Below are 21821 nucleotides of genomic sequence, written 5' to 3' on the forward strand. Positions count from 1 at the left end.
GCCGGGGCCTGCCGCAAGGCCCTTGCGTCGAATTTGTCACGCCCATCCTCCCGGCGAGGGGGGTGGATAATTCCCGCTCCGTCGAAACGGTCTTGAAAGCCGGCCCGCCGGCCCCTATCTCCCCGGCATCCAACTGCCCCATCCCGTCGATCCCATGAGCGAAAAACAAACCCTTTCCTTCCAGGCCGAGGTCGCCCAGCTGCTCCACCTCGTCACGCACTCCCTGTATTCCAACAAGGAGATTTTCCTGCGCGAGCTCATCTCCAACGCATCGGACGCCTGCGACAAGCTGCGCTTCGAGGCGCTGAACGACAACGCGCTGTACGAAGACGCGCCGAACCTGGAAGTGCGCGTCGCGTTCGACAAGGAAGCGCGCACCCTCACGATCACCGACAACGGCATCGGCCTGTCGCAGCAGGAGGCCATCGACAACCTCGGCACCATCGCCAAGAGCGGCACGCGCGAGTTCATGGGCAAGCTCTCGGGCGACCAGAAGCAGGACGCGCAGCTGATCGGCCAGTTCGGCGTCGGCTTCTATTCCGGCTTCATCGTGGCCGACAGGATCACGGTCGAATCGCGCCGCGCCGGCCTGAAGGCAGAGGATGGCGTGCGCTGGACCAGCAGCGGCGCCGGCGATTTCGAGGTCGAGACCATCACGCGCCCGCAGCGCGGCACCAGCGTGACGCTGCACCTGCGCGAGGACGCGGCCGACTACCTGTCCACCTGGAAGCTCAAGTCCATCATCGGCAAGTACTCCGACCACATCTCCCTGCCCATCCTCATGCGCAAGGAAGAGTGGAAGGAAGGGGAGGACAACAAGGGCGGCGAGATGGTCCTCACCGACGAATGGGAGACCGTCAACCAGGCGAGCGCGCTGTGGAGCCGGCCGAAGAAGGACATCACGCCCGAGCAGTACCAGGAGTTCTACAAGCAGATCAGCCACGACCACGAGGCGCCCCTCGCGTGGGCCCACAACCGCGTGGAAGGCGCGACCGAGTACGTGCAGCTGCTCTACATCCCCTCGCACGCTCCCTTCGACCTGTGGAACCGCGAAAAGGCCGCGGGCGTCAAGCTGTACGTCAAGCGCGTGTTCATCATGGACGAGGCGGAGGCGCTGCTGCCGTCTTACCTGCGCTTCGTCAAGGGCGTGATCGACTCGGCCGACCTGCCGCTGAACGTGAGCCGCGAGCTGCTGCAGGAAAGCCGCGACGTGCGGGCGATCCGCGAAGGCTCGACCAAGCGCGTGCTTGGCATGCTGGAAGACCTTGCGAAGCAGGAGAAGGACACGGCCGCAGCCGAAGAGGACAAGGCGAAGTACGGCAAGTTCTACGCGGAGTTCGGCGCGGTCCTCAAGGAGGGCCTCGGCGAGGACTTCGCCAACCGCGACCGCCTCGCGAAGCTCCTGCGATTCGCGTCCACCACCTCCGACACCGCGACGGTGTCGCTGGAGGATTACAAGGCGCGCATGAAGGACGGCCAGGCCGCCATCTACTACATCACCGCCGACACGCTCGCCGCGGCCAAGAACAGTCCGCAGCTCGAAATCTTCCGCAAGAAGGGCATCGAGGTGCTGCTGATGACCGACCGTGTCGACGAGTGGGCGCTGAACTACCTGCAGGAATTCGACGGCACGCCCATGCAGTCCGTGGCCAAGGGCGCGGTCGACCTGGGCACGCTGCAGGACGAGGCCGAGAAGAAGGCCGCCGAGGAAGCCGCGGAGACCTTCAAGCCCGTGCTGGAGAAGCTCAAGGAAGCGCTCAAGGACAAGGCGCAGGACGTACGCGTCACGACGCGCCTCGTCGATTCGCCGGCCTGCCTGGTGGTGACGGACAGCGGCATGAGCATGCAACTCGCGCGCATGCTGAAGCAGGCCGGCCAGCAGGCGCCGGAAGTCAAGCCGGTGCTGGAAGTGAACGCGGAGCATCCGCTCGTGAAGAAGCTGGAGAGCTCGGACCACTTCGACGACCTGGCGAACATCCTCTTCGACCAGGCGCTGCTGGCGGAAGGTGGCTTGCCCGCGGACCCGGCGGCCTATGTGCGGCGGGTGAACTCGCTGCTGGTCTGAAGACCGGGCGGCGTGCCCCTCACGCCGCCGCGTAATCCAGCGGCAGCCGCGTCGTGCACTTGATCTCTTCCATCGCGAAGCTGGAACTCACGTCGCCCAGCTCCGCGCCCTGGATGAGGCGCTTGTAGACGCGGTCATAAGCCGCGATGTCCGGCACGACCACCTTCAGCAGGTAGTCGGTCTGCCCGGCCATCCGGTAGAACTCCGTCACCTCGGGAATCGAGGAGACGAGGCGGTGGAAGGACTTGAGCCAGTCCACCGAATGGTGCTGCGTGCGGATCGACACGAACACCGTCACGCCGACATTCAGCTTCTTCGCGTCGAGCAGGACGACGCGCTTGCGGATCAGGCCCGACGCCTCCATCCGCTGCACGCGCCGCCAGCAGGGCGTCGCGGTGAGGCCGACGCGCGCCGCGAGTTCGGCCACCGGCAGCGTCGCGTCGTCCTGCAATGCATCCAGGATCGCCTTGTCGAACTTGTCCATGGGAATGGCATTCCTTGAAAAATGACTTTCATGGTATCCCATGCTCAGGTGCACCGAAATGGTGGTGGATTTCGCAATCCGGTTTCGCGGCCGCCTGCGAGACTGATGGCATGAACCCAGCCACGCACTACAACGAGCCTGCCCGCCGCGACACCTTCCTCGCTCGCACCGGGCGTGACCCGGAGGCCTTCGGCGGCCTCGTCAACACACCCGTCTGCCGGGGCTCCACCATCGTCGCGAACACGCTCGAGGAGTGGGAGTCGCGCAAGCAGCCCGGCAACGCCATGGCGAGCTACGGCCGCTTCGGCACCGCGACCACGCGCGCGTTCGAGTCCGCGATGGCCGAGCTGGAAGGCGGCGAACACGCGATCGTCTTCCCCTCGGGCCTCGCGGCGTGCACGCACGCGATCCTCGCGATCGTGCGGCCCGGCGACCATGTGCTCATCACCGACAGCGTCTACGGGCCCACGCGGCAGTTCGCCGCGCGCGTGCTCACGCGCCTGGGGGTGGAGGTGGAATTCTTCGACCCGGCGCTGGGCGCAGGCGTCGCCGCGCTCACGCGGGTGAACACGCGCATGGTCTACGTCGAATCGCCCGGCTCGCTGACCTTCGAGATGCAGGACATCCCCGCCATCGCGCAGGCCGCGCATCGCCGCGGGGCGTTCGTCGTGATGGACAACACCTGGGCGACGCCGCTGTTCTTCAAGCCCTTCGAGCACGGCGTGGACATTTCGATCCAGGCGGCGACCAAGTACATCGTCGGCCACTCGGACGCGCTGCTGGGCGTCGCGACCGCCAATGCGCGCGCCTGGGACCTGCTGCGCGAGGGCGCGCACGATTTCGGGCAGACGGCGGGTCCCGACGACATCTACCTCGCGCTGCGCGGCCTGCGCAGCCTCTCGGTGCGCCTGCGCCGGCACCACCACAACGGCATCGCGCTCGCGCAGGCCCTGCAGGCGCACCCGGCGGTGCGGCAGGTGCTGCACCCCGGGCTTCCCGGCGATGCGGGCCATGACCTGTGGAGGCGCGACTGCCACGGCGCGAGCGGGCTCTTCGGCGTGGTGCTGCAGCCGATGGCGCCCGCGCGCCTGTCCGAATTCTTCTCCGCCCTCCAGCTCTTCGGCATCGGCCTCTCCTGGGGCGGCTACGAAAGCCTGGTGCTGCCCGTGGATCCGCCGAAACGCTCGGTCCGGCCGTTCCCGCACGAAGGCCAGCTCGTGCGCGTGCATGCCGGACTGGAGGACGTGGACGACCTCATCCGCGACTTCACCGCCGCGCTGGGCCGCGCGACGCGCGCCTAGGGCGCACGGTTCTTGCGACAGTGCTACAAACCCACATTCACGGAGTCCTCACATGAACATCAAGCACACCTTCCTGGCTGCCGCCGTCGCCCTGGTCGCGGCCCAGTCCTCCCTCGCGCAGGCGCAAAGCAGCCAGCCGCTTCGCATCGTCGTGCCGTTCGCCGCCGGCGGCGCGCAGGACGTGATCGGCCGCTACCTCGGCAACAAGCTCACGGCGCGCCTGGGCGTGCCCGTGGTCATCGACAACAAGGCCGGCGCGGGCGGCGTGATCGCGGCCGACGCGGTGGCCAAGGCCGCGCCGGACGGCAACACCGTGCTGCTGGCCACCGGGGGCGCGATCTCCATCGCCCCGCACCTGAACGCCAGGCTGCCCTACGACGCGCGCAAGGACTTCGTGCCGATCGCCATCGTGGCCGACACGCCGATGACCATGGGCGTGCGCGCGCAGAGCCCGTACAACAGCGTCGCCGACGTCATCAAGGATGCCAAGGCGCGCCCCGGCCAGGTGAGCTATGCGTCCACCGGCAACGGCACGGTCTCGCACCTCACGGGCGAACTCTTCGCGCAGACCGCCGGCATCAAGCTGCTGCACGTGCCCTATCGGGGCGCGGCGCCGGCGCTCACGGACCTGCTGGGCGGGCAGGTGTCGATGATCGTCACCAGCTCGGCGTCGATCGACCCGATGGTGGAAGACAAGAAGGCGCGCGTGCTCGCGAGCTTCACGACGCAGCGCCTGCCCAACCTCAAGGGCAGCCCGACGATGACCGAGGCGAGCGGCATGAAGGGCCTGGAAGTGCCTGTGTGGGTCGGCCTGCTGGCGCCCGCCAAGACACCGCAAGCCGTCATCGACAAGCTCGCCGCGGAGATCGTGGCCGTGTGCAAGCTGCCGGAAACGCAGGAGCGTTTCAGCGGCCTCGGCGCGGTGGTCGAGTGCGGCGGCCCGAAGGAGCTCGCGAAGGTCATCTCCGACGACGACCAGCGCTGGGGCAAGGTGATCACGCAGGGCGGGATCAAGGGCGAATGAGCGCGGCAGCTACGATCGCCATCGCCGGAACCGGCGGCATCGCCTTCGCCAGCGCGGCGTGGCTCGCCCAGGCGGGGCACGAGGTGCGCGTGTGGTCGCCGGGCGGCCGCGGCGCGGACGGCCTGCGCGACGCCCCGTTGCAGTCGACGGGCGTGCTCGAGGGCAGCGCGCGCGTTGTCGTCGCCGACACGCCGGCGCAGGCACTGGCGGGCGCGAAGGCCGTTCTGATCGCGGTGCCCGTGAACGGCCACCGGGCGGTGATGGATGCGCTGCTGCCCGCGCTCGCATCGGGGCAGACCGTGATCGTGAGCTCGATGAGCTCGCTGTCCTCGCTCTACCTGTTCGAGCAGGCGCGCGCGCGCGGCGTCGACATCACGGTCGCCAGCATGGGCACCACGGTGCTCACCGCGCGGCGCGCCGGGCCCGCGCAAGTCCGCGTCATGACGAAGCGCACCGAGCTCGGTGTGTCCGCGCTGCCCGTGGCGCGCGCGGACGCCGCGCTCGCGCTGTGCCGCGAGCTGTTCGGCGACGTCTTCGTGACTGACCCGAATTCGCTTGCCAGCGCGCTCACGAACATCAACCCCGTGGCCCATGGGCCGCTGGCCCTGTTCAACTGGACGCGCATCGAGCGCGCGGAGAACTGGCCGCAGTACCACTACATGACGCCGCAGGTGGCGGCCGTGATCGGAAGGCTCGATGCCGAGCGCATCGCGCTCGCGGCCGCGTTCGGCCTGCAGGTGCGCACGATCGAGGCGCACTTCGCGAAGTCCTTCGGCACCACGTCGGCCACGCTCGCGGACATCGCGGCGGAACTGCACGCCAAGCGCGGCGGGCCGCCCGGGCCGACGGACACCGCGACGCGCTTCCTGGGCGAGGACGTTCCCTACGGACTCGTCTTCAGCGCGGTGCTGGGGAAGGTGGCGGGTGTGGCGATGCCCGCGACGCAGACGGTGGTGCAGACTGCAGGCCTGATTCTCGGGCGCGACCTCGCTGCCGAGAACGACCTGATCGCGCCGCTTCGCCTGGAGGGCGAGTCGATGCAGGGCCTGCTCGCGCGCGTCAACGCGGCGTGAGCCGGCGCGCGGCTACGGCGCTTCGAACCCGCCCGACCGGCGCAACTGCGCTGCGTCGTTGCCGGCCATCATGGCGATGAAGGCGCCCGCCGCCTTCGCGTCCTGCGCCCTCGTGCACACGGCCGCGGTGTAGACCGTCGCCAGCTCGAACTCGCGCGGCAGGAGCCCCGCGAGTTCCACGCCGTCGGCGTAGAGGATCTCCGTGACCTGCGTGCAACCGATGGCGCCGCGGTCCGGGTCCTGCGACAGGGCGAGCATCGCCGCTGCCCCGTTCGGGAAGGTCTTGAAGCGCGGTTCGAGTTCCGCGTCCACGCCGAGCGACTTCATCACCTTGAGGAAGTGGATGCCGGCGGTGGCCTTCACCGGATCGGGAAAGTAGATCGCGCTCGCGCCTTCCAGCGCGGCCTTCAGCGCCACGGCCGTCGAAACGTCCGGCGCAGCCGCCCCCGTCTTCACCGCCACGCCGGTCTTCACGATGCCGAGCGGGACGGCGCTGCCCGGCACGGCATGCCCGTCCTTCGTGAGCTGGTCGATGAGCGCCTGCGTGAGGACGAGCACGTCGCAGGGCGCGCCCGCGAGCAGCTTGTCGCGCATCGCGCCCACGGCGCCGAAGCTGCCGTGCACGCGCACGCCGCTGCCGTGCGCGAAACTTTCCTTCAACCCGTTGACCAGGCTCTGGGCGGCGCCGCCGCTCAGCAGATGGATCGTGCTGGACATCATTCCGCCTTGATGTTCGCGGACTTGATCACGCGCGACCACTTCGCGATGTCGTCCTGCAGGTACTTGTCGAACGCGGCGGGCGTCATCACCAGGGGCGTCGCGCCCTGCTTGCCCCACGCCGCCTTCACGTCGGGCTGGCTCGCGATCTTGGACACCGCTTCGTTGAGCCTGTCCACCACCGCCTTGGGCGTCCCCTTGGGCGCCATCAGGCCGAGCCAGATCGTCGCTTCGTAGTTCGGCACGCCGGCCTCGCTCACCGTCGGCACGTCCGGCAGCACGCTGGAGCGCTGCAGGCCCGTCGTGGCGATCGCCTTGACCTTGCCGGCCTTGATCACTTCCGCCATGGTCGTCACCGCGTCGAACATCAGCTCGACCTGGCCGCCCATCACGTCGGTCCGCGCGCCGCTGCTGCCCTTGTAGGGGATGTGCACGAGGTAGACGCCCGACATGCTCTTGAACAATTCGCCGGCCATGTGGTACGGCGTGCCCGGCCCCGACGATGCGTAGTTCACCTTGCCCGGCTTGGCCTTGGCGAGCGCGAGGAGTTCCTTCAGGTTCGATGCCGGCACGGAGGGATTGGCGACCAGCACCAGGTCCGAATAGTTGATGGGCGCGATGCCCACGAAGTCCTTCATCAATGCGAAAGGCTTGCCCGGCATCAGCGTTTCATTGACGGTGTGCGTGTTGGACATCAGCAGCAGCGTGTAGCCGTCCGCCGGCGACTTCGCGACCACGTCGGTGCCGATGATGGAGCCGCCGCCCGGCCTGTCGTCGACGACGAAGGACTGGCCGAGCGATTCGGACAGGCGCTGCGCGATGAAGCGCGCGTAGTTGTCCGCGGGGCCCCCGGCCGCGAACGGCACGATGATCTTGACGGGCCGCGCGGGCCAGGTCTGCGCGAATGCGGCCGCGCACATGGCGAATGTGGACACCACGACGAACACACCACGAATGAAAGTCTTCATCTGGCTCTCCATTTTCTCCGCGCCCCCTGCGCAACCTTCGCGCCCCCTGCGTTCAAGAGGTCTCGGCAAGCGTCACTCCACCTTGCCGATCTTCTTCACCACGTCCGCCATGCGCTTCGCGTCGGCCTGCACGTACTTCTCGAAGTCCGGCGTGTCCTGGTAGAGCACCGGGCTGCCGGCGTTCAGGATGATGTCCTTCACCTTCGCATCGGCGGCGGCGGCGCGCGCCGCGGCGCGCAGGCGCTGCGCCACCGCATCCGGCGTGTTCGCGGGGATGAACAGGCCCGACCACTGCGCGTATTCCGCGTTGTAACCCGAGTCCTTCAGCGAGGGGACGTCCGGCATGGATTCGAGCTTGCCCGTGCCCCAGTGGGCGAGCACGCGCACCTTGCCGGCCTTCACGTGCTGCAGCACCGTGGCGGGCCCGGTGGACAGCGCCTGGATCTGCCCGCCAAGCAGCGCGACCACGGCAGGCGCCGCGCCGGTATAGGGGACGTGCGTCATCTTCATCCCCGCCTGTTGCGCGAGGATTTCCATCGGCACGTGCATCGTGCCGTAGTTGCCCGACGAGCCGTAGTTGATGGTGCCCGGATGCGCCTTCGCGTCCTCGACGAAGTCCTTCACGGTCTTCCACGGCGCGTCCGCGCGAACGGCCAGCACGGTCGGGTCGGCGGTGAAGCGCGCGATCGGGCGCAGCGAATTGAGCGCATACATCTGCGCACGGCCGAGCACGACGTCCGCCTCCGGCAGTACCGTGAGCGACGAGAGCGACATGAGGATCGTGTAGCCGTCGGCGGGCGCTTTCGACACGTAGGCCATGCCGATGCCGCCGCCCGCGCCGGCGCGGTTCTCGATCACGACCGGCTGGCCGAGATCGCGCGACATCGCTTCGGCCACGGGCCGCGCGACGATGTCGGCCAGGCCGCCCGGCGGGAAGGGCACGATCATCGTGATCGGCTTGGTGGGATAGGTTTGGGCTTGGGCCAGCCCGGCGGCGGACAGCAGCAGGGCGGAGGCGGCCAGGACGATGCGGCGTTTCATGGGTGTCTCCCGGACAGCGAAAGGGGTTAGCGGTACGACTGGAAATGCGTTCGTTAGCATGCTACATTGACCGCCCCTTTGCCAGAGAGTTTTCCCCATGAGGATCGCCGCCTACATCCACCAGGGCCAGCCCGCTGTCGGGCTGGTGTCGCCCGACCTGCAGTCGATCCGGCCGTTCGCGCTGGATGCGGCGCAATGCGCGCTCGGCGCGCTGCCGCTCATCGAGGCGCTCTCGCGCGGCGAGGCGCTGCCCGCCACGGGGGCGGCGGTGCCCCTGGCCCAGGTGAAGCTGACCGCGCCGATCCCGCGGCCGCGCCGCAACATCTTCTGCGTAGGAAAGAATTACCACGCCCATGCGAAGGAATTCGCGGGAAGCGGCTTCGACAGCAGCGCCAAGGCAGGGGGCGACGTGCCGGCGGTGCCCATCTATTTCACCAAGGTGCCCGAATCGGTGATCGGCCAGGGCGAGGCGATCCGCATCGTGCCCGAAGTCTCCACCGCCATCGACTACGAGGCCGAGCTCGCCGTCATCATCGGCACGGGCGGCAAGGGCATCACCAAGGCGGACGCGATGAAGCACGTCTGGGGCTACACGATCGTCAACGACGTGACCGCGCGCGACTGGCAGAGCCGCCACCTGCAGTGGGTGCTGGGCAAGTCCTTCGACACCTTCTGCCCGATGGGCCCCTGGCTCGTCAGCGCCGACGAATGCGACGGCACGAAGACGCAGGTGCGCTGCTTCGTGAACGGCGAGGAGCGCCAGAACGCGTCCACCACCGACCTCATCTTCGACATCCCGACGCTGATCGAGACGCTGTCGGCCGGCATCACGCTGTATCCGGGCGACGTCATCGCCACTGGCACGCCGGTGGGCGTGGGCATCGGCTTCAAACCGCCGAAGTACCTGAAGGCCGGCGACGTGGTGCGGGTGGAGATCGACGGCATCGGCGCGCTGGAAAACCCCGTCCTGTAATTGCGTCCGGGCGCAAGCTCGGGCACAGTCACCAGCTCGCCCATGGTTGGGCTGGAGATCGACGATGGTTCCTTCTTCGCGCGCGCTGCGCGCATCGCTCTGCGCCGCGCTGGTCGCGTTCATCGCAGGTTGCGGCGGTGGCGACGCGCCCGTTGCGCCGCTGCGCGCGGACCGGCCGCGCACGGGCCCGGTGCCGCCGGCGGCCCCCGATTCGACGCAGGGCCTGCAGCCTTCGCATGATCCCGGTGGCCGGCAGGCCCAGGCCTCCACCAACGGCGGATACGTCATCGACGCCGCCAATCGCGCGCAGGTGCTGCTTTTCTACCGCACGGTGTATGCGTCTTCCACCTCGGCGGCGATCGGGTGGACGGGCCATCTCGCCAGCTGCGATGCCGGCGACGCCTCGGCCGATTTCCGCGCTGCTGAGCTTCGCCGCATCAACTGGTTCCGCGCGATGGCCGGCGTGCCCGCGTCGGTGCAGTTCGACACGGGCTTCAACCAGAAGGCGCAGCAGGCCGCGATGCTGATGGCGGCCAACAACAGCCTCAGCCACACCCCGCCGGCCAACTGGACCTGCTACAACGCCACGGCGGCGGAAGCGGCGGGCAAGTCGAACCTCGCGCTCGGCCGTTACGGCGCGGACAGCATCAGCGACGGCTACATGCGCGATTCCGGCGACAACAACGCCGCGGCGGGCCATCGCCGCTGGGTGCTGTATCCGCAGACGCAACTGATGGGCGCGGGCGATGTGGACGGCGGCGTGCGCGCCAACGCGTTGTGGGTGATCGACGCGAACTATTTCAACCCGCGGCCGGCGGTGCGCGACGACTTCGTGGCGTGGCCGCCCAAGGGCTATGCACCCTACCCGGTGGTCTATCCGCGCTGGTCGTTCGCGTATCCCAACGCCGACTTCTCCGCCGCCACGGTCACGATGACCGAGAACGGCGTGCCCATCGCGACGCGCAAGGAGGTGCCTGTCAACGGCGTCGGGGAGAACGCGCTGGTGTGGTTCCCAGGCGCGTACGTCGATGGCATGAATTGGGCGAAGCCCTCGGGCGATACGGTGTACCAGGTCACCGTGTCGAACGTGGTCGTTAACGGCTTTGCGAGGAGTTTCAGCTACACGACGACGGTCTTTGATCCCGATGCGACCGCTTCGGACCCGTTGGCGATCAGCGGCAGCTCGACGCTCGACGCGGGGCAGGCGGGCACGTACAGCTTCAACGCCGTGACGGGCGCGACCTCCTATGAGTGGCGCACGCTCGCCACCACGCCGTACACGCTGGTGGATGGCGCCGAGGCAGGCACGGGCAACTTCACGCTGTCGACCAGCGCAGGGTATGCGGTGATCGCCTCCGATGTGTCGGCGAGCGGCGCCGCGTCCTTCCACTTTGCGCAGCCGCAGGCCACGGACCAGACGATGACGCTGAACCAGGCGCTCGCGGCCACTGCTTCGTCGACCCTGCAATTCGCAAGCCGCCTCGGACTGTCGACGCCCATGCAGCGCGCGCTGGTGGAGGTCTCGGTCGACGACGGCGCGAACTGGACCGCCGTCTTCGAGCAGGCGGGCCAGCAGAACGGCACCACGTCGTCGTTCGGCGAGACTTCGTTCAGCACCAAGTCGATCTCGCTGGCCGCGTACGCGAACCGCACGATCCGCCTGCGCTGGCGCTACGCGGTAGGGCAGGGCAGCTGGTACCCGCAATCCAGCACCGGCATCGGCTGGTACGTGGACGCCATCCAGCTCGCCGGCTTCTCCGCGGTGAGTGCCAATCCGCCGACGGAGGCCGTGACGACCAGCTTCCAGGCGACCGCAGGCTCGGGCAGCTTTGCGCTGCAGGCGCGCGCCGGCATGTATGGCTACTACTCCGATTGGGGATTGCTCAAGCCCGTGAGCGTGACCGCCGCCGCGACAGGGCCGGATTGCCTGTTCAACTGGGCGGAGGCGAATTACCCCGGACTGTTCTCGCCGCCTTCCGCGTCGCAGACGATCGGTGCGTACTACTTCCGCCACTATGCGGCGACGGGCTTCTACCTGGGTGTCTCCTCGCAGGACAGCAACGTGTACTACCTGAACGGGGGCTCCGTTCCGACCAGTGCGGGCACGCGCACCTATTGGTTCGGGCAGACGGGCTGCTCGCCTTGACGCACTACACCACCAGCGCCGGCTCCGCCATCGCCTCGATCTGCTCCTCCAGCATCTGCACCTGGCCCTGCCAGTAGTCGCTGCTGCCGAACCACGGAAAGTTGATCGGGAAGATCGGGTCGGCCCAGCGCCGCGCGAGCCACGCGCTGTAGTGGATGAGGCGCAGGGTGCGCAGCGGTTCGACCAGCGCGAGCTCCTCGTGGTCGAATTCGCGCATCTGCTCGTAGCCGTCCACCAGTGCACCGAGTTGCTTTTGCCGTTGCGCGCGGTCGCCCGAGAGCAGCATCCACATGTCCTGCACCGCTGGCCCCATGCGCGCGTCGTCGAGGTCCACGAAGTGCGGGCCGGCATCGGGCGTCCAGAGGATGTTGCCCGGATGGCAGTCGCCGTGCAGGCGCAGGAATCGCGTGCCGGCGTCGGTGTTGCCGCCCAGCGCGGTGTCCGCGATCATGCGCAGCGCGATGTCGCACTGCTTCTCCCATGCGGACTGCACGTCCAGCGGGATCTTCTGGTGTTCGAGCAGCCACTGTCTCGGCTCCTCGCCGAAGGTGTGGACGTCGAGCGCGGGCCGGGTCTCGAAAGCGCGCTTGCCGCCCACGATGTGGATGCGCGCGAGGAAGCGGCCGATCCACTCCAGCACTTCGCCGTCGTCGAGTTCGGGCGCACGCCCGCCGCGCCGCGGACTGACGCTGAAGGCGAAGCCGGCGTGGTGGTGCAGGGTCGCACCGTTGAGCACCAGCGGCGCGACGGCGGGGATTTCCGCTTCGGCGAGTTCGGCGGAGAACGCGTGCTCCTCCAGGATCTGCGCCTCGCTCCAGCGGCCCGGCCGGTAGAACTTGGCGACGATCGCGCCATGGCCCTGCACCGGCTCTTCCAGGTGCGCGAGGTAGACGCGGTTTTCGTAGGAGCTCAGCGCGAGCAGGCGGCCGTCGCCGCGCAGGCCGACGGCATCGAGCGCGTCCATGACTGCGTCGGGCGTGAGCACCTCGTAGGGATGTGAAGACATCCCGCGATTGTGGACTGCAATCCTCAGTCGAGAAGCGACAGCATGTGTCCGGCGCGCGGATCGCCTCGGCCGCCCAGCACCTGCGCATAGGCCGCTTGCACGGCTTGCGCGCCGCGATGCTCCTCGACGCGCAGCCACGGCGCGTCGGGGCGCGAGACCTTCTCGCGGAAGGCATGCCAGGCCTGCACCAGCCGCTTGCCCAGCTCCTGCGGTCCCCAGTCGCCCTGGCGCTTCTTGATCTGCGCCGGTGCGAAGAAGAGCGTCGCGCGCGGGCCGGGGAGGTCCTTCGCGCCGCCGAGCTGCTCCACGTGCGTGCCGCCGATGGAGCAGCTGTACCTGAGCTGCGAAAAGCGCGTGTGGACGCGCTTGCGCAAGTCCGCGTTGCCGGCGAAGTCGATGTAGACGCACGGTGTATCCGCGGCGATCCGGTCCAGCTCCTCGTAGGCCAGCACGCGCGTGTAGCAGCCCAGGCTCTCGCAGAACGCGCGATTGGCGGCGGACGTGAGGCCGACGACTTCGATGCCGGGGCGCTGCGCCAGCTGGAACGCGGTGCCGTACGCCGTCTTGCTCGAGGCGCTGGAGAGCAGCATCGTCGTCGCGCCGAAGAAGTCGTTGTCCGCGAGGAAATCGTCGATCAGCCAGGAGGTGACGAAGAGCGGCCGCAGCAGCGCCTGCACGTCCTGCGTGTCCGGCGTGTAGAACGGATCCGCGTTGCAGCGCAGGTACTGGTTGTAGACGGCGTGCAGTTCGGCGCGGTGCGGCGCCGCGTCGCTGAACCCGCTGCTCGACAGGCGCGCAGGCTGCAGCACGGCTTCGTTCCCCATCGGCCAGTAGCCGTAGAGGTGCTCGCCGACGGCGACGCCGGGATGCAGCGACTGCACCACCGTGCCGAAGCCCCACACCGGCACGATGCCCCAGCCGTCTTCCCCGGTGGGAAAGAACTTCCAGTAGTTCATCGCGTCGCCGAACGCGGCGTAGGTGATGTTGTTGGACGTGAGCGCGAAGCGGTCGATGCGCACGCGCACCTGGCCGTCGGCGAGGGGCTGGGGGTCGGTGCTGCGCAGGCGCGATTCGCCCAGCCGGTCCTGGCGCACGAGGAGGGTGGTGGTGCTCATGCAGCCACCGTATACGAAACGGCCCGCCCGTTCAACACGGGCGGGCCGCCTGCGCGACAGGGCGCGGGATCAGACCAGGTTGATCGCGACGTCGATGTTGCCGCGGGTCGCGTTGGAGTACGGGCAGACCTGGTGCGCGGCGTCGAGCAGCGCCTGGGCGGCGGCACGGTCCATGCCCGGCAGGCTGACGTTCATGCGCACGGCGATGCCGTAGGCGCCGGGCGTGGGGCCGAGGTCGACTTCCGCGTCGATCGCGAGGTCCTGCGGCAGCGTCGCCTTGGTCTTGGCGGCGACGGCCTTCATCGCGCCGATGAAGCAGGCGGAGTAACCGGCCGCGAACAGCTGCTCGGGGTTGGTGCCGTTGCCCGGCTGGCCGGGGGGCGACAGCTTGATGTCGAGGCGGCCGTCGTCGGTGCGCGACTGCCCGTCGCGGCCGCCCGTGGTGTGGGCCTTGGCGGTGTACAGCACTTTGTCGAGTTTGGTGGTCATGGTGGTTTCCTTTGGTCTTCGTGAGTGAAGGGGGTGGGTGCGGGCGGTCAGCCCGCGAGCCGTTCGCGCAAGCCGCGAATCTGCTGCGTGAGCCCGATGAGCTCGGGAACGGAACACTGGGCGGCCGTGAGGATGCAGCCGGGAATCTTCTGCGCCTTCGCCTTGAGCCTGCGGCCCGCGGCGGTGAGGGTGATGTGCACGCGCCGCTCGTCCTGCACGTCGCGGATGCGGGCGATGTAGCCGGCGGCTTCGAGCCGCTTGAGGAGGGGCGTGAGGGTGCCGGAGTCGAGGAAGAGCTTCTCGCCGAGCTCGGACACCATCAAACCGTCGCGCTCCCAGAGGGCGAGCATGGCGAGGTATTGCGGGTAGGTGAGGCCGAGCTCGTCGAGCATCGGCTTGTAGAGCTTGGTCATCGCGAGCGATGTGGAATAGAGCGCGAAGCACAGCTGGTTGTCGAGCAGCAGGGCCTGGTCAGGATCGAATTTTTGCGCCATGGGTGAATTATAGCGTCAAATTAAATTGTGTGCAATATAAATGTCAGACCGCCAACATCCGGACGCAGAATTCGCAGAGGTGGCGCAGAATTTCGCAGAAAAAGACCCATAAAATTTGCACTTCTTCTGGGCTTCTTCTGCGTAACTTCCGCGAATTCTGCGTCCGGCCAAGTCCGGCTCAGCTTCCCGTGAATCGCGCTGCCCGTTTCTCAACGAAGGACCTCACGCCCTCGGCAGCATCTTCGCTGCCCGACAGCCGCTTCTGCGTCGCGATGAAATCCGTCATCGCTTCCAGCGGGCCCTGCTCGATCGCCTTCAGCACGTTCAGGCGCGTGGCGACCACGGCCAGCGGGGCCTGGCCGGCGATGGCCTCCGCGATGCGAAGCGCCTCCTCCAGCTCCTGCCCGGCAGGCACCACCTTCTGCACGAAGTTCAGCCGCAGCGCTTCGGCGGGACCGAACTCGTCGCCCGTCAGCAGGTGCAGCATCGCATTGCCCAGGCCCGCGCGCTCTGCCATGCGCAGCGTCGCACCGCCCGTGGCCATGATGCCGCGCTTGACTTCCAGCTGAGAGAAGCGGCAGTCGTCGGCCGCCACCACGATGTCGGCGGCGAGCATGAGCTCGATGCCCAGCGTGTAGGTGATGCCCTTGACCGCCGCCACCATCGGCTTGGTGCGGCGGCGATACCCCGGCGTGCCGAGGTCCGTCGGTTCGACCATCCCCTCCGGAATCGCCTTCTCGCCGCGCTGCATCAAGGGCGCGATCGTCGGCAGGTCCAGGCCGGCCGTGAAGTGTTTGCCGAAGGCATGCAGCACGCCCACGCGCAGCTGCGGGTCGTCGTCGAGACGCGTGTACGCCTCGCCGAGCTCCTTGAACATGCGCGGCGTGAAGCCGTTGTATTTCGCGGGGCGGTTGATGCCGATGAGCAGCAAGGCGCCGCGCTGCTCGCAATGGATGCCGCCTTCGGGCGGCGCTTCGGGAAGCGTCATCGGCTTGTCCATTGTCACCAGATGCCGGGGATCATGCGCGCCGATTCGGCCTTGTATTGCGTGTAGTCGGCGCCCAGCTCCTGCTCGAGCTTGCGGTCTTCCACCGTGACGAGCACTGCGAAGATGGACAGTGCCGGCACTGCGAGCACGAGAAGGCCGAGCCAGCTACCCACCACCAGAGGCAGGCCCGCGTAGAACAGGACGAAGGCGAGGTAGCCGGGGTGCCGCACGTGCCGGTAGGGGCCTTCACGCACCACGCGGTGGCCCTCCTGCCGCACGACGCCGATGGTGAAAAAGCGGCCCAGCACGCGCCGCGACCAGTACCGCAGCGCGAGCCCGGCGAGGCACAGGATCACGCCGATCGCGTTGACCAGCCCCTGCATCCACAACTCGCCGAAGGCGCGTACCGTGGCCCCGGTGATCGACATGCCGATGGCGGGCACCCAGATCGCGAGCAGCTCGATCCAGCGGCTCACCGGGTCGGACTGCGCGATGGTGGACACCGGCTTGATCAGCACGAACTCTTCCAGCGCGAATGCAACGCACAGCGCGATGAAGAGCAGGATGAAGAGCTGCATCAGGAAAAATGCAGGCCCGAGATTCGCAACCACGGCAGGCGTACGCCGGAGCCGTCCTGCGTCTCGCGGCTCACGGCGGTGATGTCCTGCAGCATCTTCGCCATGTTGCCGGTGATCATGGTCTCCGACAGCGCCGGCCCGACCTCGCCGCCGTCGATCGCGAAGCTGTTCTTGATCACGCCGGAGAAGTTGCCATTCGGCGCGGGCGCGCCCATCGACAGGCGGCCCACGAGCGCGCCGCGCCGCACGCCGCCCACCATGTCCGCCAGCGGCGTCGTACCCGGCGCGACGTCCCAGCCGCCGGGCGCGACCGGCACGTGCCGCAAGCCCGTCTTGCGGCTGCCGTAGAGCGTGGGCGTCAGCGTCTTGAGCGTGCCTTGGTCAACCACCGTGAGGTCCGGCGTCACGAACGCATCCGCCGACACCGGCGCCACCCCGGACGCGTCGAAGCGGCTGCGCAGCGTGAAGAGCGGCGATGCGATCTGCTGGCCGACCCGCTCGCGGTACACCGAGCTGCCGGCGATCAGCTGCATGTCGCCCAGCTGCCCGAGCAGCCATCCCATCAGCGACTCGACCGCGTGCGGCATGAGCACGACGTCGCCTTCGAACTTGCTGTCCACGGGCCGGGTTTCGATCTGCTTCAGCGCGGAGCGGAACATGTCGGCGATGCCGAACTGCTGCTCGATCGGCGCGGACGAGAGTTGGTCCGTGTTGCCCCAGGTATAGGCCATGGAGCTGGACTTCGCGCCGTCGCGCGCGGTGCCGCCCACGACGAAGGAATACCAGCCGAGGCTGCCCGAGAGGTCGCTGCCGCCGGTCGTGAGCGTCTGCCAGCCGTACAGGTGGTGCTGCGCCTCCGCCTGGCGCACCATCATCTGCGGCGCCTCGCGTTCGCGGAACGCAAGCACCTGCGCGATGCTGCCGGCGAGCTGCTCGCGGTCGCCCTGCTGCGGCCCGCGCACGATCTTCGCGGTTTGGCCGGAGGACACCGCGTTCGCGTCGTCGCGGGGCGCGGAGCCGGCATCGGCGAACAGGTCGGCGATCGCGGACTGCACGCGCTCCTTGTCGAAGCCCACGACCTCGGCGGACGCGGAGCGCCCGTCGACGATGCCCTGCAGCTGCAGCTTGAAGGATTCGGTGCTGCGCAGCAGCGTGGGCACGTTCTCGTTGGCGTTGAGTTCGTCGAGCGCCGAGCGCGACGCGGTGACTTGCGCATGCTCGAAGCCCGCGGCGCGCATCATGTCCAGCGCCGACGAGGCGGGAGAAAGGAGGTCGGTGTCGTACGCCATCACTCGCCTCCCATGTGGGCCTGCACCCGCAGGGCGGGGCCGCCCATCGAAACGACCATCGGCTGCTTCTTGCCGCAGTAGCCGGAGCAGCTCCAGTGCATGTCGTCCGATACGGCGTCGGCGGTCTGCAGGGCCTTGATCGCGGAGCCGGACACGGTGGTGTCCTTGATCGCGCGCCCGAGCTTGCCGTTCTTGATTTCGTAGGCCAGGCTGATGCCGAACATGAATTCGGTCGTGGAGTCGGCCTGGCCGTTCATCGTCTTCATCAGGTAGTAGCCGTCGTCCACGCCGGCGATCATGTCGTCCAGCTTGCTCTTGCCGCGCAGGATCACGGTGTTGCGCATGCGCACGAGCGGCTCGTCGGCCGGCAGGTAGGCGCGCGCGCTGCCGGTGGCCTCGATGCCGAGCTGCGCGGCGGTCTCCCGGCTGCTCATGAACTGCGTGAGGATGCCGTCCTTGATCAGCACGGCGTCCGTCGCGGGCGTGCCTTCGTCGTCGGCGTACACGGGGATCATCACTTCCTCGCCGTCCATGTGGTGCGCGACGTCGATCATGGTGACGAGATCGCTGGCGACGCGCTTCCCGACGAGGCTGCGCGTGACGGCGCCACCCAGCACGATGTCGGCTTCGCAGGGGTGGCCCATCGCCTCGTGCGCGAGCATGCCGGCCAGCGCCGGCGCGAGCACCAGCGTGCGCAGGCCGCCGCGCGCGGGCACCGCGTCGCATTTGGCGAGCAGGTGGCGGTGCAGTTCGTCGAGCCGGCCTTCCCAGCCGGAGACGCTCAGGTCGAGGTCGGCGAGGCTGCCCTTGGCGCTGTCGTAGTCGATCAGTTCCACCGGCGCGCCATCCGCGCCTTCGGCCGTAAAGATCACGTGGCACGCGGCGCGAGCAATGGTGTTGAGCGCATCGGCGCCGTTGCTCGTGGACAGGCGCTTGCCGTGGAATTCGTCGGTGACCACCACGCGGGTGGACTTCAACCCCGGGTAGCGCTGCCTGCAGTACGCGCTGAGCTCGGCCATGCGCTCGACCAGTTCCTTGCGGCCGAGGGCTGGCTTGCCGCGGAACACATGCTCGCCGCGGTAAGCGCCGCCCGAGAGCGTGGAGGCGTCCCGCCTGCCGAAGCGGCCCATGGCCGCCGCGTTGCGCTTCGCTTCGTCGGTGAGGCGTGCCACGGTGTCCGCGCGCGCATCGCTGCTGGCCGCGAAGCCCCAGTAGCCCGCGTCGTTGACGCGCACGCTGGCGCCGCTTTCGGCGGTTTCGGTGTTGAGGGTGAGGGCGCCGTCCACCATCATGAGGCGGCGCTTGCGCAACTCGTGGGTGCGCGTTTCCAGATAGGTCATCGGCGGGTCCTTCCAGGGCGCGCCGGCCGGGTCGGCCGCGCGACCCGACATGGTAATCAGTAGCTGTAAACGCCGCGACCGGTTTTTCTGCCGAGCCGCCCGGCGGCCACCATCTCGCGCAGCAGCGGGCAGGGGCGGTACTTGGAGTCGCCGTATTCGGCGAGGTAGACCTCCATGACGGCCAGGCACACGTCCAGGCCGATCATGTCGGCCAGGGCGAGCGGGCCGATCGGCTGGTTGCAGCCGAGCTTCATGCCCGCGTCGATGTCCTCGGCCGTCGCGAGCCCCTCGCCCAGCACGAAGAAGGCCTCGTTGATCATCGGCACCAGGATGCGGTTGACGACGAAGCCCGGCGCGTTCTTCACGGTGATGGGCGACTTGCCCAGGGAGACGGCCAGGGCCTTCACCGCATCGTGCGTGGCGTCGCTCGTCGCGAGGCCGCGGATGATCTCCACCAGCGCCATCATCGGCACGGGGTTGAAGAAGTGCATGCCGATGAAGCGGTCGGCGCGGGAGGTGGCGGCGGCCAGCTTGGTGATGGAGATCGACGACGTGTTCGACGCCAGGATGACCTCCGGCGCGACGAGGCTGTCGACCTGCTTCAGGATCTTCATCTTGAGCGCGTGGTTCTCGGTGGCGGCCTCGATCACGAGCTGCGCGGACTGCAGGTCCTCGTAGCGCGTGCTGCCCTGGATGCGCGCGAGCGCGGCGTCCTTGTCCGCGGCGGTAAGCTTGTCCTTCTTGACGAGCCGGTCGAGGCTGCCCGAGACCGTGGCCACGCCCCGGGCCACGGCCGCCTCGTCGATGTCGACCATGACGGCCTTCAGGCCCGCGACCGCGCAGGCCTGCGCGATGCCGTTGCCCATGGTGCCCGCGCCGATGATGCCCACTGTTCGAATGTCCATGCCGCCCCCAGCGGAAAAAGTGAATCGGCAATGGTACAAGCAGCCTGTGCGGGACGCGACTTTCGAGGTAATCTGGCCCGCGGATGCAAGAAGAAGGACCGGGCGCCATGACAGCGGAATACGACTACATCATCGTGGGCGGCGGCTCGGCGGGCTGCGTGCTCGCCGCGCGCCTGTCCGAAGACCCGCAGGTGCGGGTGGCGCTGCTGGAAGCGGGCCCGCCCGACGACAGCGTGCTGATCCACTGTCCCGGCGGCCTGGCGGTGCTCGCGAAAAACGGGCAGGCGAACTGGGCGTTCCAGACGGTGCCGCAGCCGGGCCTGAACGGCCGGCGGGGCTACCAGCCGCGCGGCAAGGTGCTGGGCGGCTCGAGCTCGGTCAACGCCATGATCTACGCGCGCGGCCACCGCAGCGATTACGACCACTGGGCCGCGCTCGGCAACGAGGGCTGGTCGTGGAGCGACGTGCTGCCGTATTTCAGGCGCGCGGAACACAACGAGCGCGGCGCGGACGAGTTCCACGGCACGGGCGGCCCGCTCAACGTGATGGACCTGCGCAGCCCCAACCGCTGGGGCCCCGAATTCGTGAAGGCGGCGGTGCAGGCGGGTTTTCCGGCCAACACCGATTTCAACGGCCCGCAGCAGGAGGGCGTGGGCATGTACCAGGTGACGCACAAGGGCGGCGAGCGCTTCAGCGCCGCCAAGGCCTACCTCGCGCCCAACCGCGCGCGTCCCAACCTGCACGTGATCACCGGCGCGCACACCACGCGCGTGCTCTTCACGGGCAAGCGCGCGACGGGCGTGGCCTACCTGCGGGCCGGGCAGCCCGCCGAGCTGCGGGCCCGGCGCGAAGTGCTGCTGTGCGCCGGCGCGATCACCTCGCCCCAGCTGCTGATGCTCTCGGGCGTGGGCCCGGCCTCGCACCTGCGGGACAAGGGCGTGTCGGTCGTGCACGACCTGCCCGGCGTCGGGCGCAACCTGCACGACCATCCCGACGTCGTGATGGTGGTCGACGCGCCGAAGCTCAAGGACCTGTTCGGCCTGTCGCCGGGCGGCGTGCTGCGGCTGATCGAGGGCGTCTTCGAATGGCGCGCCCATCGCACGGGCATGCTCACCACCAACTTCGCGGAGGCGGGCGGTTTCATCAAGAGCGACCCGGCCGAGCCCGCGCCCGACCTGCAGCTGCACTTCGTCATCGGCAAGCTGGTGGACCACGGCCGCAAGACGGTGTTCGGCCACGGCTACTCCTGCCACGTATGCCTGCTGCGCCCGAAGAGCCGCGGCAGCGTGCAACTCGCGAGCAACGACCCGCTCGCGGCGCCGCTCATCGACCCCGATTTCCTGGGCGATCCGGACGACCTGCGGTTGCTGGTCAAGGGCTTTCGCATCATGCGCGGCATCCTCGGGCAGCCGGCCCTGGCCGCGCATGGCGGGCGCGAGCACGAGCGCTCGGCCAACGCGCGCACGGATGCGCAGCTCGAGCAGTTCGTGCGCAACCACGCCGACACGATCTACCACCCGGTGGGCACCTGCCGCATGGGCGGCGACGGCATGGCCGTGGTGGACGCGCGGCTGCGCGTGCACGGCCTCGAGGGCCTGCGCGTGGTGGACGCGAGCATCATGCCGCGCATCGTGGGCGGCAACACCAATGCGCCCGTGATCATGATCGCGGAGAAGGCGGCCGACATGATCAAGGCGGACGCGCGCACCGCGCAGCGTGATGCAGTTCACACGGATCCCGCGTCTATTGCACCGGCGGCGCCGCTTAAGGAAACTTTAGGGATTGCTTAAGTATTTCTTAGCGGCGCGCCGGCGCCGCCGTTTCT

Annotated in this window: 20 protein-coding genes; 7 read left to right on the top strand and 13 right to left on the bottom strand. The window is 68.5% G+C overall.

Annotated features, from left to right (window positions below):
• Positions 1-154: 154 nt before the first annotated feature.
• Positions 155-2065: a molecular chaperone HtpG gene (gene htpG, locus I5803_RS15400; RefSeq protein ID WP_196987213.1), complete on the top strand. Its 1911-nt coding sequence runs from the start codon at positions 155-157 to the stop codon at positions 2063-2065.
• Positions 2066-2084: 19 nt separating this feature from the next.
• Here htpG and I5803_RS15405 read toward each other — a convergent pair whose 3' ends face one another.
• A complete protein-coding gene (locus I5803_RS15405) occupies positions 2085-2549 on the bottom strand; it encodes an Lrp/AsnC family transcriptional regulator (RefSeq protein WP_196987214.1) in 465 nt (154 codons plus the stop codon).
• Between the two features lie 110 nt (positions 2550-2659).
• On the opposite strand from I5803_RS15405, the gene metC reads away from it, so the two are divergent.
• The 3 genes from metC to I5803_RS15420 are packed head-to-tail and all read left to right on the top strand — an operon-like array spanning position 2660 to position 5947.
• Positions 2660-3850 (top strand): cystathionine beta-lyase, encoded by a 1191-nt coding sequence (metC, locus tag I5803_RS15410; RefSeq protein WP_196987215.1) that lies wholly within the window; start codon positions 2660-2662, stop codon positions 3848-3850.
• 52 nt (positions 3851-3902) lie between these two features.
• A complete protein-coding gene (locus tag I5803_RS15415) occupies positions 3903-4874 on the top strand; it encodes a Bug family tripartite tricarboxylate transporter substrate binding protein (protein WP_196987216.1) in 972 nt (323 codons plus the stop codon).
• Positions 4871-5947: an NAD/NADP octopine/nopaline dehydrogenase family protein gene (locus tag I5803_RS15420; RefSeq protein WP_196987217.1), complete on the top strand. Its 1077-nt coding sequence runs from the start codon at positions 4871-4873 to the stop codon at positions 5945-5947. Before I5803_RS15415 ends, I5803_RS15420 begins: the two co-directional genes overlap by 4 nt.
• Positions 5948-5959: 12 nt before the next feature.
• Here the strand turns inward: I5803_RS15420 and I5803_RS15425 are convergent, their stop codons facing one another.
• The 3 genes from I5803_RS15425 to I5803_RS15435 all read right to left on the bottom strand — a co-directional run bounded on the left by I5803_RS15425 (position 5960) and on the right by I5803_RS15435 (position 8673).
• Positions 5960-6664, bottom strand: coding sequence for a molybdate ABC transporter substrate-binding protein (locus I5803_RS15425; protein WP_196987218.1), 705 nt, complete (start codon positions 6662-6664; stop codon positions 5960-5962).
• Positions 6664-7632: a tripartite tricarboxylate transporter substrate binding protein gene (locus tag I5803_RS15430; RefSeq protein WP_196987219.1), complete on the bottom strand. Its 969-nt coding sequence runs from the start codon at positions 7630-7632 to the stop codon at positions 6664-6666. Before I5803_RS15430 ends, I5803_RS15425 begins: the two co-directional genes overlap by 1 nt.
• 72 nt (positions 7633-7704) lie before the next feature.
• Complete coding sequence (locus I5803_RS15435; protein ID WP_196987220.1) at positions 7705-8673, bottom strand: tripartite tricarboxylate transporter substrate binding protein; 969 nt, start codon at positions 8671-8673, stop codon at positions 7705-7707.
• A gap of 97 nt (positions 8674-8770) precedes the next feature.
• Between I5803_RS15435 and I5803_RS15440 the strand changes: the two genes are divergently transcribed.
• Positions 8771-9646: a fumarylacetoacetate hydrolase family protein gene (locus tag I5803_RS15440; protein ID WP_196987221.1), complete on the top strand. Its 876-nt coding sequence runs from the start codon at positions 8771-8773 to the stop codon at positions 9644-9646.
• A 64-nt stretch (positions 9647-9710) separates the two neighbouring features.
• Positions 9711-11792: a CAP domain-containing protein gene (locus I5803_RS15445; RefSeq protein WP_196987222.1), complete on the top strand. Its 2082-nt coding sequence runs from the start codon at positions 9711-9713 to the stop codon at positions 11790-11792.
• A 4-nt stretch (positions 11793-11796) separates the two neighbouring features.
• On the opposite strand, the gene I5803_RS15450 is transcribed toward I5803_RS15445, so the two are convergent.
• The 9 genes from I5803_RS15450 to I5803_RS15490 all read right to left on the bottom strand — a co-directional run bounded on the left by I5803_RS15450 (position 11797) and on the right by I5803_RS15490 (position 19996).
• Positions 11797-12798 (bottom strand): serine/threonine protein kinase, encoded by a 1002-nt coding sequence (locus I5803_RS15450; protein WP_196987223.1) that lies wholly within the window; start codon positions 12796-12798, stop codon positions 11797-11799.
• Positions 12799-12821: 23 nt separating this feature from the next.
• Complete coding sequence (locus I5803_RS15455; protein WP_196987224.1) at positions 12822-13913, bottom strand: DUF2855 family protein; 1092 nt, start codon at positions 13911-13913, stop codon at positions 12822-12824.
• 69 nt (positions 13914-13982) lie between these two features.
• On the bottom strand, positions 13983-14402 hold the full coding sequence (locus I5803_RS15460; protein ID WP_196987225.1) for an organic hydroperoxide resistance protein: 420 nt from the start codon (positions 14400-14402) through the stop codon (positions 13983-13985).
• Positions 14403-14449: 47 nt separating this feature from the next.
• Positions 14450-14896: a MarR family winged helix-turn-helix transcriptional regulator gene (locus I5803_RS15465; RefSeq protein ID WP_196987226.1), complete on the bottom strand. Its 447-nt coding sequence runs from the start codon at positions 14894-14896 to the stop codon at positions 14450-14452.
• Positions 14897-15074: 178 nt separating this feature from the next.
• The gene (locus I5803_RS15470; protein ID WP_196987227.1) at positions 15075-15884 is read right to left on the bottom strand and encodes a crotonase/enoyl-CoA hydratase family protein; all 810 of its coding nucleotides are present in this window, start codon (positions 15882-15884) and stop codon (positions 15075-15077) included.
• 14 nt (positions 15885-15898) lie between these two features.
• Positions 15899-16462: a methyltransferase family protein gene (locus I5803_RS15475; RefSeq protein ID WP_196987228.1), complete on the bottom strand. Its 564-nt coding sequence runs from the start codon at positions 16460-16462 to the stop codon at positions 15899-15901.
• Complete coding sequence (locus tag I5803_RS15480) at positions 16462-17751, bottom strand: metallopeptidase TldD-related protein (protein ID WP_196987229.1); 1290 nt, start codon at positions 17749-17751, stop codon at positions 16462-16464. Before I5803_RS15480 ends, I5803_RS15475 begins: the two co-directional genes overlap by 1 nt.
• Positions 17751-19091: a TldD/PmbA family protein gene (locus I5803_RS15485; RefSeq protein WP_196987230.1), complete on the bottom strand. Its 1341-nt coding sequence runs from the start codon at positions 19089-19091 to the stop codon at positions 17751-17753. Before I5803_RS15485 ends, I5803_RS15480 begins: the two co-directional genes overlap by 1 nt.
• Positions 19092-19147: 56 nt before the next feature.
• Entirely contained in the window at positions 19148-19996 is an 849-nt protein-coding gene (locus tag I5803_RS15490) for a 3-hydroxybutyryl-CoA dehydrogenase (protein WP_196987231.1), read from the bottom strand.
• 107 nt (positions 19997-20103) lie between these two features.
• On the opposite strand from I5803_RS15490, the gene I5803_RS15495 reads away from it, so the two are divergent.
• Entirely contained in the window at positions 20104-21786 is a 1683-nt protein-coding gene (locus I5803_RS15495) for a GMC family oxidoreductase (RefSeq protein ID WP_196987232.1), read from the top strand.
• Positions 21787-21821 lie beyond the last annotated feature (35 nt).

Source organism: Caenimonas aquaedulcis (genome assembly GCF_015831345.1).
Lineage (GTDB): Bacteria > Pseudomonadota > Gammaproteobacteria > Burkholderiales > Burkholderiaceae_C > Ramlibacter > Ramlibacter aquaedulcis.

Bases quoted from the DNA above. Each gene is read 5' to 3' on its own strand.
- htpG (WP_196987213.1), top strand. From the start codon at position 155: ATGAGCGAAAAACAAACCCTTTCCTTCCAGGCCGAGGTCGCCCAGCTG.
- I5803_RS15405 (WP_196987214.1), bottom strand. From the start codon at position 2,549: ATGGACAAGTTCGACAAGGCGATCCTGGATGCATTGCAGGACGACGCG.
- metC (WP_196987215.1), top strand. From the start codon at position 2,660: ATGAACCCAGCCACGCACTACAACGAGCCTGCCCGCCGCGACACCTTC.
- I5803_RS15415 (WP_196987216.1), top strand. From the start codon at position 3,903: ATGAACATCAAGCACACCTTCCTGGCTGCCGCCGTCGCCCTGGTCGCG.
- I5803_RS15420 (WP_196987217.1), top strand. From the start codon at position 4,871: ATGAGCGCGGCAGCTACGATCGCCATCGCCGGAACCGGCGGCATCGCC.
- I5803_RS15425 (WP_196987218.1), bottom strand. From the start codon at position 6,664: ATGTCCAGCACGATCCATCTGCTGAGCGGCGGCGCCGCCCAGAGCCTG.
- I5803_RS15430 (WP_196987219.1), bottom strand. From the start codon at position 7,632: ATGAAGACTTTCATTCGTGGTGTGTTCGTCGTGGTGTCCACATTCGCC.
- I5803_RS15435 (WP_196987220.1), bottom strand. From the start codon at position 8,673: ATGAAACGCCGCATCGTCCTGGCCGCCTCCGCCCTGCTGCTGTCCGCC.
- I5803_RS15440 (WP_196987221.1), top strand. From the start codon at position 8,771: ATGAGGATCGCCGCCTACATCCACCAGGGCCAGCCCGCTGTCGGGCTG.
- I5803_RS15445 (WP_196987222.1), top strand. From the start codon at position 9,711: ATGGTTCCTTCTTCGCGCGCGCTGCGCGCATCGCTCTGCGCCGCGCTG.
- I5803_RS15450 (WP_196987223.1), bottom strand. From the start codon at position 12,798: ATGTCTTCACATCCCTACGAGGTGCTCACGCCCGACGCAGTCATGGAC.
- I5803_RS15455 (WP_196987224.1), bottom strand. From the start codon at position 13,913: ATGAGCACCACCACCCTCCTCGTGCGCCAGGACCGGCTGGGCGAATCG.
- I5803_RS15460 (WP_196987225.1), bottom strand. From the start codon at position 14,402: ATGACCACCAAACTCGACAAAGTGCTGTACACCGCCAAGGCCCACACC.
- I5803_RS15465 (WP_196987226.1), bottom strand. From the start codon at position 14,896: ATGGCGCAAAAATTCGATCCTGACCAGGCCCTGCTGCTCGACAACCAG.
- I5803_RS15470 (WP_196987227.1), bottom strand. From the start codon at position 15,884: ATGACGCTTCCCGAAGCGCCGCCCGAAGGCGGCATCCATTGCGAGCAG.
- I5803_RS15475 (WP_196987228.1), bottom strand. From the start codon at position 16,462: ATGCAGCTCTTCATCCTGCTCTTCATCGCGCTGTGCGTTGCATTCGCG.
- I5803_RS15480 (WP_196987229.1), bottom strand. From the start codon at position 17,751: ATGGCGTACGACACCGACCTCCTTTCTCCCGCCTCGTCGGCGCTGGAC.
- I5803_RS15485 (WP_196987230.1), bottom strand. From the start codon at position 19,091: ATGACCTATCTGGAAACGCGCACCCACGAGTTGCGCAAGCGCCGCCTC.
- I5803_RS15490 (WP_196987231.1), bottom strand. From the start codon at position 19,996: ATGGACATTCGAACAGTGGGCATCATCGGCGCGGGCACCATGGGCAAC.
- I5803_RS15495 (WP_196987232.1), top strand. From the start codon at position 20,104: ATGACAGCGGAATACGACTACATCATCGTGGGCGGCGGCTCGGCGGGC.